This is a genomic window from Ottowia pentelensis, from assembly GCF_964341695.1.
The window spans coordinates 1,919,414-1,933,204 of the sequence record NZ_OZ224513.1 but is presented as its reverse complement, the minus strand read 5'-3'; the positions used below and the strand labels follow the sequence as shown (position 1 = coordinate 1,933,204).

Genomic DNA, 13,791 nt, shown 5'->3' with positions numbered 1-13,791 from the left:
AATTCAGGTATGAGCCTGAACGAGCCGGATTGAAGGTTGGGTTCAGGCCAAGCGTCTGGATCGTTTTTCAATTGTCGCAAACAGCGCCATGCGCGCTGCATTGAGCTGTTCAGCGGCCTGCAAGTCAGTCACTTGCACGGCCTGCTGTTGCAGCAGCTGGACAGTGATGCCGCGGCGCAACTGCTTGTCAATGTCCGGCAAGCTCGCGAGCTTCTCCAACGGCGTTTGCACCAGCTCGGGTGGGTAGGTCTTGCGAATTTTGCCCTTGGCATCCATCACCTGCTTGGCAAACAGGCAAGGGCGGTGCAGGTTGACGTAGGTGTTCAGATGCTCTTGGCAGAACGTGTTGATCAGGCCGGCAAAGCGCTGCGGAATATGGCTGTAGCCGAACGTCTTGCGCACCACGGCGGCGTTCTTGCTCTCGGCCAACGCGTTGTCATTGCTCTTGCGCGGGCGCGACTTGGTCTGCTCGGCCTGCAGCTTGCCCAGCAAGGCGGCCACCTGTCGATTGACGAACTCGCCGCCGTTGTCCGAATGAAAGCCGCGGATCGGAAACGGAAACTGAGCCATGAGCTGCTCCAACACCGGCAGCAAGAACGCCTCGCTGATGCGCTCGCAGCAAGCCACCACCTCCCACTGAGTGAGGATATCGACGGCATTGACGTAGTACACCCCCTTGATGCGATCGAGATCGCCCTGATGGACGCTGTCGATGCGAATGAAGCCCACTCGCCCGCCGGGGTCGGGCGCGCGTCGCTGGCCAATGGCATTGAGCACGGGCCGGGTTTTGGTCAAGGACACCCGGGCGGCTTTGTATGGGCCGCTCTTGCGCAGGTTGTACAGGTGCGAGGGCGACAGTTGCGCCAGGCGTTCAAAGCGCGCATCACCGTGCACATGCCAGGCGCGGCGCAGCAGGTGCACCGTCGCCGGCCCCGACAAGCAGCCATGGGCGCGATCAACGCTCACCAGCAGCGCCACATCGGCGGGGCTGTAGCGCCGGGCAAAGGCATGCGCTGGCACGCGGTAGCGCTTGGCCAGAGGCTGGCCTTCCAGCACGCGCGCCAGCAGCCGCGTCAGTTGCGCGCGCGAGTAGCCGCTGGTGCGCGCCAGATAGCGCAGCACGATGCCCTTGTCGGGCCTGGACAGACGCGTATAGCCCAAGCGGCGCACCACGCTGGCAATGTGCGCATAGCGCTCTTGATCATCGGCGAAGGCGCTGAAGCTGACCTCCAGCGTGCCTTCGAGAAACGCCTGCAATTGGGCAATGCTGCCCAGCCGGGATTCGTCCATGTCGATCACCATCTGAAAAATGATCGACCCAGATCGCCCATTCAGGCTCATATCTCGTTGGAATCTCGGCAACTCGTTCAGGCTCATACCTCGTTGGACAAGACTTGCGCTTGCGCGGCCATCTTGTACCATTGCAGGCTGCGCCACGCTGCCGTGAGCAGCGGCACGCGATGGATCGATTGCCGACCACTTCCCGCAGGGCCCCCATGAACCCACGTCTCACCTCACGCCGACACCTGGCCGCAGCACTGACCCTGGCGCTCGGCCTGTTGGCGGCCGGCGCCTCGGCGCAGGTCTATCGCTCGGTCGGCCCCGACGGGCGCATCACCTTCTCCGACACGCCGCCGGCAGCGCAGCCCGCGACGCCGCGTGGTCAAGCGCCTGCCGCCGCCGACACCAGCGCCGCCCTGCCCTATGCGCTGCGCCAGACGGCGCAGCGCTACCCGGTCACGCTCTACACCGGCACCAACTGCGAGCCCTGCGCCAGCGGGCGCAAGCTGCTGAGCGAGCGCGGCATTCCGTTCACCGAAAAGACCATCGACACCAGTGCCGACGTCGCCGCCCTGCAGCAGCTGACCGGGGCCGACAGCCTGCCGGCGCTCAGCATCGGCCAGCAGCAGCTCAAGGGTTTCTCCGCCACCGAGTGGACGCAGTACCTGAGCGCCGCCGGCTACCCCGCGCAGTCCCAGTTGCCGGCCCGCTGGCAGGCGCCCGCCCCCACGGCCCTGGCGCCCCAGACGGTCAAGCCAGCGGCAGCTGCCGCCGACGCGCCCGCTTCGCCAGCCGAGCCCGTGGTGACACCGCGCGCCACGGCCACCAATCCCGCCGGTATCCGTTTTTGAACCTGGAGGCAGCGGTCTTGACGCGGTGACCGATCCGCCGGAACGAAAAGAGCCACCTCGCGGTGGCTCATTTTTTTGGTCAACGGCGCTGAGCCGCCGGCCCCGGATCAGGGCACGTCGCGGCGCACGGAACCGGTGTAGAGCTGGCGCGGACGGCCGATCTTGTACTCGGGATCGCCGATCATCTCGTTGAGCTGGGCGATCCAGCCCACGGTGCGGGCCAGCGCGAAGATGCCGGTGAACAGCTTGACCGGAATGCCGATGGCGCGCTGCACGATGCCCGAGTAGAAGTCGACGTTGGGATAGAGCTTGCGCTGCACGAAGTAGTCGTCTTCCAGCGCGATTTTCTCCAGCGCCTTGGCCAGCGCGAACAGCGGGTCGTTGTGCAGACCCAGCTCGTCCAGCACCTCGTTGCAGGTCTGCTGCATCAGCTTGGCGCGCGGGTCGTAGTTCTTGTACACGCGGTGGCCAAAGCCCATCAGCTTGACGGTGCTGTTCTTGTCCTTGACCTTGGCCACGAACTCGCCGATCTTGGCCACGCCGCCCTCGCGCTGGATGCCTTCCAGCATGTTCAAGGCAGCCTCGTTGGCGCCGCCGTGGGCGGGGCCCCACAGGCAGGCCACGCCGGCGGCGATGGCGGCGAACGGGTTGGTGCCCGAGCTGCCGCACAGGCGCACGGTGGAGGTGGAGGCGTTCTGCTCGTGGTCGGCATGCAGGATGAAGATGCGGTCGAGCGCTCTTTCAAGCACCGGACTGACCTTGTAGTCCTCGCACGGCGTGCCGAACATCATGCGCAGGAAGTTGCCGGCGTAGGACAGGTCGTTGCGCGGATACATGAAGGGCTGGCCCATGCCGTACTTGTAGGCCATGGCCACCAGGGTGGGCATCTTGGCGATCAGGCGGATCGCCGAGATGTCGCGGTGCTCGGGGTTGTTGATGTCGGTGCTGTCGTGATAGAAGGCCGACAGCGCGCCCACCAGGCCGGTCAGCACAGCCATCGGGTGCGCGTCGCGGCGAAACCCGCGCAGGAAAAACTGCATCTGCTCATGCACCATGGTGTGGTTGATCACCAGCTTGTGAAAGGCGCCGCGCTGGGTATCCGTGGGCAGTTCGCCATTCAGCAGCAGGTAGCAGGTGTCGAGGTAGTCGCACTTGGTGGCGATCTGCTCGATCGGGTAGCCGCGGTACAGCAACTCGCCCTTGTCGCCGTCGATGTAGGTGATGGTCGACTGGCAGGAGGCCGTCGACATGAAGCCCGGATCGTAGGTGAACATGCCGGTCTGGGCGTACAGCTTGCGGATGTCGATGACGTCCGGACCGATCGAACCCGAGTACACCGGCAGCGCGACATCGGGGCTGCCATTGGAAAACGACAGGGTGGCTTTGGTGTCGGAGATGTTCATGGCGAATTTCCTCAGTTTGAATTGGCGTGGGCGATGCGAGCGGTCGGAATCAGGCCCGCATCAGTTCAAGAACCTGCCGCACATCCGGTGCATCCAGATCGCCCGTGGGCTCGGTGCGCCGCAGCAGCAGGTCCAGCAAGTCGTTGTCGGCCAGATCCATCAGGCGCCCGATGGCATCGGCCTGGCGCACCGTCAAATCGGCCTCATGGCGGACGAAAAAGCGCTCGATCAGCAGGTCGTTTTCAAGCAGCCCGCGTCGGCAGCGCCATTTGAGCTTGCTCAGGCGGCGCTCGTCGATCCGTTCATCCAGCATGCGAATCGGTGGCGGCAGTATCCGCTCAAATGGCGCGACGCACCATCAGCTCCTTGATCTTGCTGATGGCGGCCGCGGGCTTGAGGCCCTTGGGGCAGACATCGACGCAGTTCATGATGGTGTGGCAGCGGAACAGGCGATACGGGTCGTCCAGATTGTCCAGGCGTTCGCCCGTGGCCTCGTCGCGGCTGTCGGCAATGAAGCGGTACGCCTGCAGCAGGCCGGCGGGGCCCACGAACTTGTCCGGATTCCACCAGAAGCTGGGGCACGCGGTCGAGCAGCAGGCGCACAGGATGCACTCGTACAGGCCGTTGAGCTCTTCGCGCTCCTCGGGCGACTGCAGGCGCTCGGTCTCGGGCGGCTGGGTGTGGTTGATCAGGTAGGGCTTGATCGAGTGGTACTGCTTGAAGAAGTCCGTCATGTCGACGAACAGGTCACGCACCACCGGCAGACCGGGCAGCGGCTTGAGCACGATCGGGTCTTTCAGCGTGCGCAGGTTGGTCAGGCAGGCCAGGCCGTTCTTGCCGTTGATGTTCATGGCATCCGAGCCGCACACGCCCTCGCGGCACGAGCGGCGAAAGGCGATGGTCGGGTCTTGCGCCTTGAGCTTGATCAGGGCGTCCAGCAGCATGCGTTCATGGCCTTCGAGCTCCAGCTCGATGGTCTGCATGTAGGGCTTCTCGTCCTTGTCCGGGTCGTAGCGGTAGATCTGGAAAGTGCGCTTTTGCATGGTGTGGTGGTCCTTCAAACCCGGGCGATCAGAACGTGCGAACCTTGGGCGGAATGGTCTCGACGGAAAGCGGCTTGAGCCGCACCGGCTTGTAGCTCAGGCTGTTGGTCTGCGAATGCCACAGCGTGTGCTTGAGCCAGTTGACATCGTCGCGCCCCAGCGGTGCCGTGGGGTGGTCGGCCGGGTGCTCGTAGTCTTCCACGGTGTGGGCGCCGCGGCACTCCTTGCGGGCGGCGGCCGACACCATGGTGGCCTGTGCCACCTCGATCAGGTTCTCCACCTCCAGGGCCTCGACGCGCGCCGTGTTGAAAATCTTGGAGTGGTCCTTCAGGCCCACCTTGTTCACGCGCTCGCGCAGTTCGGCCACCCTGACCACACCCTCGTCCATGGTGGCCTGGGTACGGAACACGCCGGCGTGCGACTGCATGGTGCTGCGGATGTCGTTGGCGATGGTTTGCGCGTATTCGCCGTCACTGGCCTCTTCCAGCCGGTTCAGGCGCGCCAAGGTCATGTCGAGTGCATCGGCCGGCAGCGGCTTGTGGTGCGGCGTGTGCTTGTTGAATTCGACGATGTGATCGCCCGCGGCCTTGCCGAACACCAGCAGGTCCAGCAGCGAGTTGGTGCCCAGGCGGTTGGCGCCGTGCACGCTCACGCAGGAGCACTCGCCCACCGCGTACAGGCCGTTGACCACGTGGTTGTCGTCGCCACCGGCCTGCACCACGACCTGGCCGTGGATGTTGGTGGGAATGCCGCCCATCTGGTAGTGGATGGTGGGCACGACCGGAATGGGCTCCTTGGTGATGTCGACGTTGGCGAAGTTGTGGCCGATCTCGTACACCGAGGGCAGGCGCTTGTGGATGGTGTCGGCGCCCAGGTGGTCGAGCTTGAGCAGGATGTAGTCCTTGTTGGGGCCGCAGCCGCGCCCCTCTTTGATTTCCTGGTCCATCGAGCGCGAGACGAAGTCGCGCGGCGCCAGGTCCTTCAGGGTCGGCGCGTAGCGCTCCATGAAGCGCTCGCCCTCGCTGTTGATCAGGATGGCGCCCTCGCCGCGGCAGCCTTCGGTCAGCAGCACGCCGGCCCCCGCCACGCCGGTGGGGTGGAACTGCCAGAACTCCATGTCCTGCAGCGGGATGCCGGCGCGCGCCGCCATGCCCAGGCCGTCGCCGGTGTTGATGTAGGCGTTGGTGCTGGCGGCAAAGATGCGCCCGGCGCCGCCGGTGGCCAGCATCACCGCCTTGGCGTGCAGCGCGTAGACATCGCCGGTTTCCATTTCAAGTGCGGTCACGCCCACCACGTCGCCGTCGGCGTCGCGAATCAGGTCCAGCGCCATCCACTCGACAAAGAAAGTGGTGTTGGACGCCACGTTCTGCTGGTACAGCGTGTGCAGCATGGCGTGGCCGGTGCGGTCGGCCGCCGCGCAGGCGCGCTGCACGGGTTTTTCGCCGTAGTTGGCGGTGTGGCCGCCGAACGGGCGCTGGTAGATGGTGCCGTTGGCGTTGCGGTCGAAGGGCATGCCCATGTGCTCGAGGTCATACACCACGTGCGGGGCCTCGCGGCACATGAACTCGATCACGTCCTGGTCGCCCAGCCAGTCGCCGCCCTTGACGGTGTCGTAGAAGTGAAAGTGCCAGTTGTCCTCGCTCATGTTGCCCAGCGAGGCGCCGATGCCGCCCTGCGCGGCCACGGTGTGCGAGCGCGTGGGAAAGACCTTGGAGAGGACGGCGACGTTCAGGCCGGCGCGCGCCAGTTGCAGCGAGGCGCGCATGCCCGAGCCGCCCGCCCCGACGATGACGACGTCGAACTTGCGAACGGCAGTGTTTTCCTTGGTGTAACTCATGGTCGTTGATTGGATGAATTCTTGGGATGGGCTTGTGGTGGTGTGTGCGCGGCGCCTTACAGACGCCAGAGCACCTGCACGGCCCAGCCCCCGCAAGCCACCAGCCAGATCACGGTGAGCGCCTGCAGCAGCAGGCGCAGCCCGGCGGGCTTGCCGTAGTCATACCAGATGCTGCACATGCCGATCCAGGCGTGCCACAGCAAGGCCACGATCACCGCGAAGGTCAGCGCCTTCATCCACTGCGCGGCAAAGATGGCGGACCAGGTGTCGTAGCCGATCGGGCCCCTGGTGAACAGCAACTGCAGCAGCACCACCAGGGTGAAGACCGCCATCAGCGCGGCACTGATGCGCTGCACCAGAAAGTCGCGCCAGCCGTAGTGCGCGCCGACCACGGTGCGCTTGTAGCCATAGGTTGCAGACATTGTTGCGCTCCTCGCTTTCGAATCAGTACAAACCAAACAGCTTGGCGCCCAGGATCAGCGTCAACGCGATGCTCACGAGCAGCACCCAGGCAGCGGAGTGGCGGCCGAATTCCTTGGTGGTGCGATGCGAGACGTCGAGGTACAGGTGGCGCACGCCGGCCAGCAGGTGATGCAGGTAGGCCCAGATCAGGGCCAGCACCACCAGTTTGATGAACCAGCCAGGAAAAATCCACAAGCCCGCGGTGAAGGCCGCGCCGAGTTCGCCGAACGAGATTTCGGACGAAATCGACTTGTCGAACAGCCAGATGAGAAACGGCAACAGCACGAACATCAGCGCGCCGCTGGCGCGGTGCAGGATCGACACCCAGCCCGCCAAGGGCAGGCGATAGGTGCGGATGTCGTGGAAGAGGTTGAGGTTGCGGTACTGCGGCCGCGGCTTGGAGACTTCACTCATGGGGTGCCCTCGTGCGATGGTGTAACTGCCTTGTAATTTCTGGCGATGAGGTGCGCAAATTCTATTGCAACGCAGCAAACCACATCGCGGCCTGCTGTCTCTGGCGTGTCGCGGTGCCCTCCGAACACCGGCCCGCCTCCGGCTCAGTTGAGCTGGTTGCGGTAGTGATGGGTGTCGGTGCGATACAGGCCGCGGCGCAGTTCCATCGGCACGTCGTTGTAGGTGTAGGCGATGCGCTCGACGCTCAGCAAGGGCGTCGCCTGCGGCACCTGCAGCAGCCGTGCCTGGGCGGCGTCGGGTGCCACGGCGCGGATCTTTTCGTCGGCACGCACCATGCGCACGCCGAACTCGGACTCGAACAGCGCATACATGGGGCCGTGATAGTCCATCAGGCGCTCGGCCGTGAGGCCCTTGAACGGTCCGCCGGGCAGCCACAGGTCTTCCAGGATCGTGGGCACGCCGCCGAAGCGCAGCAGCCGGCGCGACTGCAACACCGGATCGCCCGTGCGCAGGCCCAGGGCACGCGCCACGTCCGCCGGCGCGCGGCCACGCCGGCAGTCGACGAAGTCGCGCTGCGCCGGCCCTTCGCCGTCGGCCGCGCCCTGGTCCGGATGCAGGCGCAGAAAGCGGTACTGCACCTGCTGCTCGGCGTGCGTGGCCACGAAAGTGCCGCGCCCCTGGCGGCGCACCAGCAGATGCCCGGCGGCCAGCTCGTCGATCGCCTTGCGCACCGTGCCTTGGCTGACCTTGTAGCGCGCCGCCAGCTCGAACTCGCTGGGAATCACCTCGCCCGGCTTCCACTCGCCCTGCTGCAGCCCGTTCAGGATCAGGGCCTTGATCTGCTGGTACAGCGGGCTGAACGCCGGCGCCGCTCCAGTCGCCGCCACCAGTCCCGGCGGGTCGTGCGAATCGTTGTCCGCAGGCATGAAGGAATGGGTGGTTGTGGCCATGGTGACACCGTAAACAGGCGTGTCGACGCCCGTGTGAGATCGCAAGAATCATATCTTATATAAGACATAAGATCAATTGACCTTGAGGCCCGTTCACCGCTACACTTGCGGGTTGTCTGGATCGCGCATTTCAATGGCCCGAGTGCCGTCGTGGGCGCTGACCGAGCAAGAATTTTTTCATCGCAACCGTCTGGAGAACCTTCCATGAGCAAGAAACCCGTTCGCGTGGCCGTCACCGGCGCCGCAGGTCAGATTGGCTACGCCCTGCTGTTTCGCATCGCCTCCGGCGAAATGCTGGGCAAGGACCAGCCCGTCATCCTGCAACTGCTGGAGATCCCCGACGAGAAGGCCCAGAAGGCGCTCAAGGGCGTGATGATGGAACTGCAGGACTGCGCCTTTCCCCTGCTGGTGGGCATGGAGGCACACAGCGATCCGATGACCGGCTTCAAGGACACCGACTACGCCCTGCTGGTGGGCGCCCGTCCGCGCGGCCCGGGCATGGAGCGCGCCGACCTGCTGGCCGCCAACGCCCAGATCTTCACCGCCCAGGGCAAGGCGCTCAACGCCGTGGCCAGCCGCAACGTCAAGGTGCTGGTGGTGGGCAACCCGGCCAACACCAACGCCTACATCGCCATGAAGTCGGCGCCCGACTTGCCGGCCAAGAACTTCACCGCCATGCTGCGCCTGGACCACAACCGCGCGCTCAGCCAGGTGGCCGAGAAGACCGGCAAGGCCGTGGCTGACATCCGCAAGCTGTGCGTGTGGGGCAACCACTCGCCCACCATGTACGCCGACTACCGCTTCGCCACCATCGGCGGCCAGAACGTCAAGGACCTGATCGACGACCAGGTCTGGAACGAAACCGTGTTCCTGCCCACCGTCGGCAAGCGCGGCGCCGCCATCATCGAGGCGCGCGGCCTGTCCTCGGCCGCCAGCGCCGCCAACGCGGCCATCGACCACATGCACGACTGGGCGCTGGGCACGGGTGGCGAGTGGGTCACCATGGGCATTCCGTCGCAGGGCTGGTATGGCATTCCGAAGGACACCGTGTTCGGCTTTCCCGTCACCTGCGAGAACGGCGAATACAAGGTGGTCGAAGGCCTGCCGATCGACGCCTTCAGCCAGAAGTGCATCGACAAGACCCTGGCCGAGCTCGAGGGCGAGAAGGACGGCGTGAAGCACCTGCTCTGAGCCGAACCCAGCTGCTCACACCAAGGCCATCATGCCCGCTCATCCCCGTGACGTCCTCAGCACCGCGCAGGCGGGCGCCGTGGCGCTGCCGGTGTGCGATCACTACAGCGGCGTCGAGTCGCGCATGCGCAAGAGCCTGCAACTGCAGGCCGAGATGACGGCCGAGGTCGGCACCTGCGTGTTCGACGTGACGCTGGACTGCGAGGACGGCGCCCCCGTGGGCGGCGAAGCCGCGCACGCCCGGCTGGTGACCGAGCTGGCGCTGGCGGCCGCGCCCGAAGCCCGCGTGGGCGTGCGGGTGCATCCGGTGGATCACCCCGCCTTCGAGGCCGACATGGCCCAGATCGCCGGTCAGGCGGGGCATCGCCTGCGCCACATCATGATCCCCAAGGTGGAGTCGGTGGATGACGTCGCGCACGCCGAGCGCACGCTGCTGCGCCACTTCGCCCCCGGCCTGCCGCTGCACGCGCTGATCGAATCGCCCGCGGCCGTGCACCGGGCCTTCGACATCGCGGCGCATCCGCGCGTGCAGTCGCTCAGTTTCGGTCTGATGGATTTCGTGTCGGCCCACGCCGGCGCCATCCCCGCCGACGGCATGGGCATCGAGGGGCAGTTCAAGCACCCCCTGGTGCTGCGTGCCAAGCTCGAAATCGCCTCGGCCGCCCACGCATCGGGCAAGGTGCCCTCGCACGGCGTGGTCACCGAGTTCAACGACACCGCCGCGCTGCGCCGCGCCGCGCAACGGGCGGCGCGCGAGCTGGGCTACACGCGCATGTGGAGCATCCACCCCAACCAGATCCGTCCCATCGTCGAGGCCTTTGCACCCGACGAGCGGCAGATCGATCAGGCCAGCGCCATCCTGCTGGCGGCCGCCCAGGCCGACTGGGCGCCCATCAACCACGGCGGCGTGCTGCACGACCGGGCCAGCTATCGCCTGTTTTGGCAGGTCTTGCAACGGGCGCACGCGACCGGACGCACCCTGCCCGCCCCGGCGGCCGCATGGTTCTGACACCGCCTGCGTGCCATGATCCGCATTTCCCATCCTTTCAAGAGTGACCACCGCATGAAACTCCCCGCCCTTGCCTTCGTTGCCGCCGCCCTGGGCCTGTCGGTCGGCGCTGTCCAGGCGCAGACGCCCACGGCGCCCAAGAAGCCGGCTGCCACCCACAAGGCGCCAGCGAAAAAGGCACACGCCAAGAAGACCGTCACCAAGAAGGGCGTGCCGGCCAAGACCGCCAAGGCGGTCGAGACGAATACGCCCGTCGAGTCGCTGAGCTCGCGCCTGACCGATGGCGAGCTGGCGATCGCCAAGACCATCCAGACCGGCACCATTCCCTGTGAACTGGGCGCCCATGTCACCGTGACGGCGGACGAGAAGAACCCCGGTTTCTTCTATGTCAGCTCGGGCAAGCAGCGCTACTACATGCACCCGGTCGAGAGCCGCACCGGCGCCGTGCGCATGGAAGACAACCGCGCCGGCGCCCTGTGGCTGCAACTGGGCAACAAGTCGATGCTGATGAACCAGAAGCTGGGCCAGCGCGTGGCCGATGCTTGCGTGTCGCCGGCCCAGCAGGCCGTCGCGGCGCAACTCGAGTCGCATCCCCAGCCCGCGCTGTTCGACGCGCCCAAGCCCTGACGATTTTTTCCCCGGTACCGTTCCCGCTAACTGTGGCGGGACGCTGCTCTCGTTTGCCTTTTTTCAGGATCCACTCATGTTGCAAGCCTACCGTGCCCACGCCGCCGAACGCGCCGCCCTGGGCATCCCGCCCCTGCCCCTGGATGCCAAGCAGGTGGCCGACGTGATCGAGCTGATCAAGAACCCGCAGAATCCCGAAGCTCAGGGCGAGGCCGAGTTCCTGCTGGACTTGCTGACCCACCGCGTGCCCCCGGGCGTGGACGATGCCGCCAAGGTCAAGGCCTCCTTCCTGGCCGCCGTGGCCCATGGCGACATCCAGGTCGGCCTGATCTCCAAGGCCAAGGCCACCGAGCTGCTGGGCACCATGGTGGGCGGCTACAACGTGCACCCGCTGATCGAGCTGCTGGACGACACCGAAGTCGCCGGCGTGGCCGCCGAGGCGCTGAAGAAGACGCTGCTGATGTTCGACTTCTTCAACGACGTGGCCACCAAGGCCAAGGCCGGCAATGCCAAGGCGAAGGAAGTGATGCAAAGCTGGGCTGATGCCGAGTGGTTCACCAGCCGCCCCAAGGTCGACGAAAAAATCACCGTCACCGTGTTCAAGGTGCCCGGCGAGACGAACACCGACGACCTGTCGCCCGCGCCCGACGCCACCACGCGCCCCGACATCCCCATGCACTACCTGGCGATGCTGAAGAACACCCGCCCGGACGCGGCCTTCAAGCCCGAGAAGGACGGTGTGCGCGGCCCCATGCAGTTCATCGAGGACCTGAAGAAAAAGGGCCACGTCGTCGCCTACGTGGGCGACGTGGTGGGCACCGGCTCCAGCCGCAAGTCGGCCACCAACTCCGTCATCTGGGCCACGGGCCAGGACATCCCCTTCGTGCCCAACAAGCGCTTTGGCGGCGTCACGCTCGGCGGCAAGATCGCCCCCATCTTCTTCAACACGCAGGAAGACTCCGGCTCGCTGCCCATCGAAGTGGATGTGAGCAAGATGGAGATGGGCGACGTGCTCGACATCTACCCCTACGCGGGCAGGATCGAGAAGGCCGGCGCAAAAATAGCCGACTTCGCGCTCAAGAGCGACGTGCTGCTGGACGAAGTGCAGGCCGGCGGCCGCATCAACCTGATCATCGGCCGCGCGCTGACCGCCAAGGCGCGTGAGTTCCTGGGCCTGGCCGCCTCCACCGCCTTCCGCCTGCCGCAAGCGCCCGCCGAATCCAAGGCCGGCTTCACCCTGGCGCAGAAGATGGTCGGCCGCGCCTGTGGCCTGCCCGAAGGCCAGGGCATTCGCCCCGGCACCTACTGCGAGCCCAAGATGACCACCGTGGGCAGCCAGGACACCACCGGCCCCATGACGCGCGACGAGCTGAAAGACCTGGCCTGCCTGGGCTTCAGCGCCGACATGGTGATGCAGAGCTTCTGCCACACCGCCGCCTACCCCAAGCCCGTGGACGTGAAGACGCACCGCGAGCTGCCGGCCTTCATCAGCAACCGCGGCGGCGTGGCCCTGCGCCCGGGCGACGGCGTGATCCACAGCTGGCTCAACCGCCTGCTGCTGCCCGACACCGTGGGCACGGGCGGTGACTCTCACACGCGCTTCCCGATCGGCATCAGCTTCCCCGCAGGCTCCGGCCTGGTGGCCTTCGGCGCCGCCACGGGCGTGATGCCGCTGGACATGCCCGAATCCGTGCTGGTGCGCTTCAAGGGCCAGCTGCAACCGGGCGTGACCCTGCGCGACCTGGTGCATGCCATTCCGCTGTACGCCATCAAGGCCGGCCTGCTGACCGTGGCCAAGGCCGGCAAGATCAACGTCTTCTCGGGCAAGATTCTCGAAATCGAGGGCCTGCCAGACCTGAAGGTGGAGCAGGCGTTCGAGCTGTCCGACGCCTCGGCCGAGCGCTCGGCCGCCGGCTGCACGATCAAGCTGAACCCCGCGCCGATCAAGGAATACCTGCAGTCCAACGTCGTGCTGATGAAGAACATGATCGCCAACGGCTATGCCGACGCCAAGACCCTGCAGCGCCGTATCGAGAAGGTCGAGGCCTGGCTCGCCAAGCCCGATCTGCTGGAGGCCGACAAGGACGCCGAGTACGCCGCCGTGATCGAGATCGACATGAACGAGATCAAGGAGCCCATCGTCTGCTGCCCGAACGACCCGGACGACGCCAAGTTCCTGTCCGAAGTCGCCGGCACCCCCATCGACGAGGCCTTCATCGGCTCGTGCATGACCAACATCGGCCACTTCCGCGCCGCGGCCAAGCTGCTGGGCGGCCAGCGCGACATCCCCGTCAAGCTGTGGGTGGCCCCGCCCACCAAGATGGACCAGAACGAGCTCATCAAGGAAGGCCACTACGCTGCCTTCGGAACTTCAGGCGCGCGCACCGAAATGCCCGGCTGCTCGCTGTGCATGGGCAACCAGGCGCAGGTGCGTGAAGGTGCCACCGTGATCTCCACGTCCACCCGCAACTTCCCCAACCGCCTGGGCAAGAACACCAACGTGTTCCTGGGCTCGGCCGAGCTCGCCGCCATTGCCTCGCGCATCGGCAAGCTGCCCACGCGTGAGGAATACCTCAAGGAAATGGGCGTGATCGACGCGGACAAGGCCAGCGTCTACCGCTACATGAACTTCGACCAGATCGAGGAATACGCCGAGGTCGCCAAGGGCGTTCCCGCCTGATCGACGCCGAAGCGCTTGCCGCGGCAAACGCTTGGTTTTCAGC

13 protein-coding genes are annotated in these 13,791 nt (G+C 65.9%); 5 read left to right on the top strand and 8 right to left on the bottom strand.

Translation table 11 applies throughout. From position 1 onward, the window contains the following. Positions 1 to 42: 42 nt before the first annotated feature. Positions 43 to 1,341, bottom strand: coding sequence for an integrase (locus tag ACWHMB_RS09400; RefSeq protein WP_377542571.1), 1,299 nt, complete (start codon positions 1,339 to 1,341; stop codon positions 43 to 45). 155 nt (positions 1,342 to 1,496) lie between these two features. Between ACWHMB_RS09400 and ACWHMB_RS09395 the strand changes: the two genes are divergently transcribed. Further along, positions 1,497 to 2,132: a glutaredoxin family protein gene (locus tag ACWHMB_RS09395; RefSeq protein WP_377479239.1), complete on the top strand. Its 636-nt coding sequence runs from the start codon at positions 1,497 to 1,499 to the stop codon at positions 2,130 to 2,132. Between the two features lie 107 nt (positions 2,133 to 2,239). Here ACWHMB_RS09395 and gltA read toward each other — a convergent pair whose 3' ends face one another. From gltA to ACWHMB_RS09360, 7 genes are all read right to left on the bottom strand, one after another. Next, on the bottom strand, positions 2,240 to 3,535 hold the full coding sequence (gltA, locus tag ACWHMB_RS09390) for a citrate synthase (RefSeq protein WP_293226706.1): 1,296 nt from the start codon (positions 3,533 to 3,535) through the stop codon (positions 2,240 to 2,242). Between the two features lie 49 nt (positions 3,536 to 3,584). Then, positions 3,585 to 3,848 (bottom strand): FAD assembly factor SdhE, encoded by a 264-nt coding sequence (locus tag ACWHMB_RS09385; protein ID WP_293226703.1) that lies wholly within the window; start codon positions 3,846 to 3,848, stop codon positions 3,585 to 3,587. A 25-nt stretch (positions 3,849 to 3,873) separates the two neighbouring features. Beyond that, entirely contained in the window at positions 3,874 to 4,578 is a 705-nt protein-coding gene (locus ACWHMB_RS09380; protein ID WP_293226702.1) for a succinate dehydrogenase iron-sulfur subunit, read from the bottom strand. Between the two features lie 28 nt (positions 4,579 to 4,606). Continuing rightward, positions 4,607 to 6,415, bottom strand: a complete 1,809-nt coding sequence (gene sdhA / locus ACWHMB_RS09375; protein WP_447648516.1) for a succinate dehydrogenase flavoprotein subunit — start codon at positions 6,413 to 6,415, stop codon at positions 4,607 to 4,609. A gap of 56 nt (positions 6,416 to 6,471) precedes the next feature. Next, positions 6,472 to 6,837, bottom strand: coding sequence for a succinate dehydrogenase, hydrophobic membrane anchor protein (gene sdhD / locus ACWHMB_RS09370; RefSeq protein ID WP_293226696.1), 366 nt, complete (start codon positions 6,835 to 6,837; stop codon positions 6,472 to 6,474). A gap of 22 nt (positions 6,838 to 6,859) precedes the next feature. Continuing rightward, on the bottom strand, positions 6,860 to 7,291 hold the full coding sequence (gene sdhC, locus ACWHMB_RS09365; RefSeq protein ID WP_293226693.1) for a succinate dehydrogenase, cytochrome b556 subunit: 432 nt from the start codon (positions 7,289 to 7,291) through the stop codon (positions 6,860 to 6,862). Positions 7,292 to 7,434: 143 nt separating this feature from the next. After that, positions 7,435 to 8,217, bottom strand: a complete 783-nt coding sequence (locus ACWHMB_RS09360; protein ID WP_377479245.1) for a GntR family transcriptional regulator — start codon at positions 8,215 to 8,217, stop codon at positions 7,435 to 7,437. 228 nt (positions 8,218 to 8,445) lie between these two features. Here ACWHMB_RS09360 and ACWHMB_RS09355 point away from each other — a divergent pair, with 228 nt between their 5' ends. The 4 genes from ACWHMB_RS09355 to acnB all read left to right on the top strand — a co-directional run bounded on the left by ACWHMB_RS09355 (position 8,446) and on the right by acnB (position 13,748). Further along, a complete protein-coding gene (locus tag ACWHMB_RS09355) occupies positions 8,446 to 9,432 on the top strand; it encodes a malate dehydrogenase (protein ID WP_377479232.1) in 987 nt (328 codons plus the stop codon). Positions 9,433 to 9,463: 31 nt separating this feature from the next. Continuing rightward, the gene (locus ACWHMB_RS09350) at positions 9,464 to 10,441 is read left to right on the top strand and encodes an HpcH/HpaI aldolase/citrate lyase family protein (protein ID WP_377479229.1); all 978 of its coding nucleotides are present in this window, start codon (positions 9,464 to 9,466) and stop codon (positions 10,439 to 10,441) included. A gap of 54 nt (positions 10,442 to 10,495) precedes the next feature. Next, positions 10,496 to 11,068: a hypothetical protein gene (locus ACWHMB_RS09345; protein ID WP_293221505.1), complete on the top strand. Its 573-nt coding sequence runs from the start codon at positions 10,496 to 10,498 to the stop codon at positions 11,066 to 11,068. Positions 11,069 to 11,144: 76 nt separating this feature from the next. Then, positions 11,145 to 13,748: a bifunctional aconitate hydratase 2/2-methylisocitrate dehydratase gene (gene acnB, locus ACWHMB_RS09340; protein ID WP_447648515.1), complete on the top strand. Its 2,604-nt coding sequence runs from the start codon at positions 11,145 to 11,147 to the stop codon at positions 13,746 to 13,748. Positions 13,749 to 13,791 lie beyond the last annotated feature (43 nt).

Coding starts and splice junctions, on each gene's coding strand:
- ACWHMB_RS09400 (WP_377542571.1), bottom strand. CDS start 1,341: ATGAGCCTGAATGGGCGATCTGGGTCGATCATTTTTCAGATGGTGATC.
- ACWHMB_RS09395 (WP_377479239.1), top strand. CDS start 1,497: ATGAACCCACGTCTCACCTCACGCCGACACCTGGCCGCAGCACTGACC.
- gltA (WP_293226706.1), bottom strand. CDS start 3,535: ATGAACATCTCCGACACCAAAGCCACCCTGTCGTTTTCCAATGGCAGC.
- ACWHMB_RS09385 (WP_293226703.1), bottom strand. CDS start 3,848: ATGCTGGATGAACGGATCGACGAGCGCCGCCTGAGCAAGCTCAAATGG.
- ACWHMB_RS09380 (WP_293226702.1), bottom strand. CDS start 4,578: ATGCAAAAGCGCACTTTCCAGATCTACCGCTACGACCCGGACAAGGAC.
- sdhA (WP_447648516.1), bottom strand. CDS start 6,415: ATGAGTTACACCAAGGAAAACACTGCCGTTCGCAAGTTCGACGTCGTC.
- sdhD (WP_293226696.1), bottom strand. CDS start 6,837: ATGTCTGCAACCTATGGCTACAAGCGCACCGTGGTCGGCGCGCACTAC.
- sdhC (WP_293226693.1), bottom strand. CDS start 7,291: ATGAGTGAAGTCTCCAAGCCGCGGCCGCAGTACCGCAACCTCAACCTC.
- ACWHMB_RS09360 (WP_377479245.1), bottom strand. CDS start 8,217: ATGCCTGCGGACAACGATTCGCACGACCCGCCGGGACTGGTGGCGGCG.
- ACWHMB_RS09355 (WP_377479232.1), top strand. CDS start 8,446: ATGAGCAAGAAACCCGTTCGCGTGGCCGTCACCGGCGCCGCAGGTCAG.
- ACWHMB_RS09350 (WP_377479229.1), top strand. CDS start 9,464: ATGCCCGCTCATCCCCGTGACGTCCTCAGCACCGCGCAGGCGGGCGCC.
- ACWHMB_RS09345 (WP_293221505.1), top strand. CDS start 10,496: ATGAAACTCCCCGCCCTTGCCTTCGTTGCCGCCGCCCTGGGCCTGTCG.
- acnB (WP_447648515.1), top strand. CDS start 11,145: ATGTTGCAAGCCTACCGTGCCCACGCCGCCGAACGCGCCGCCCTGGGC.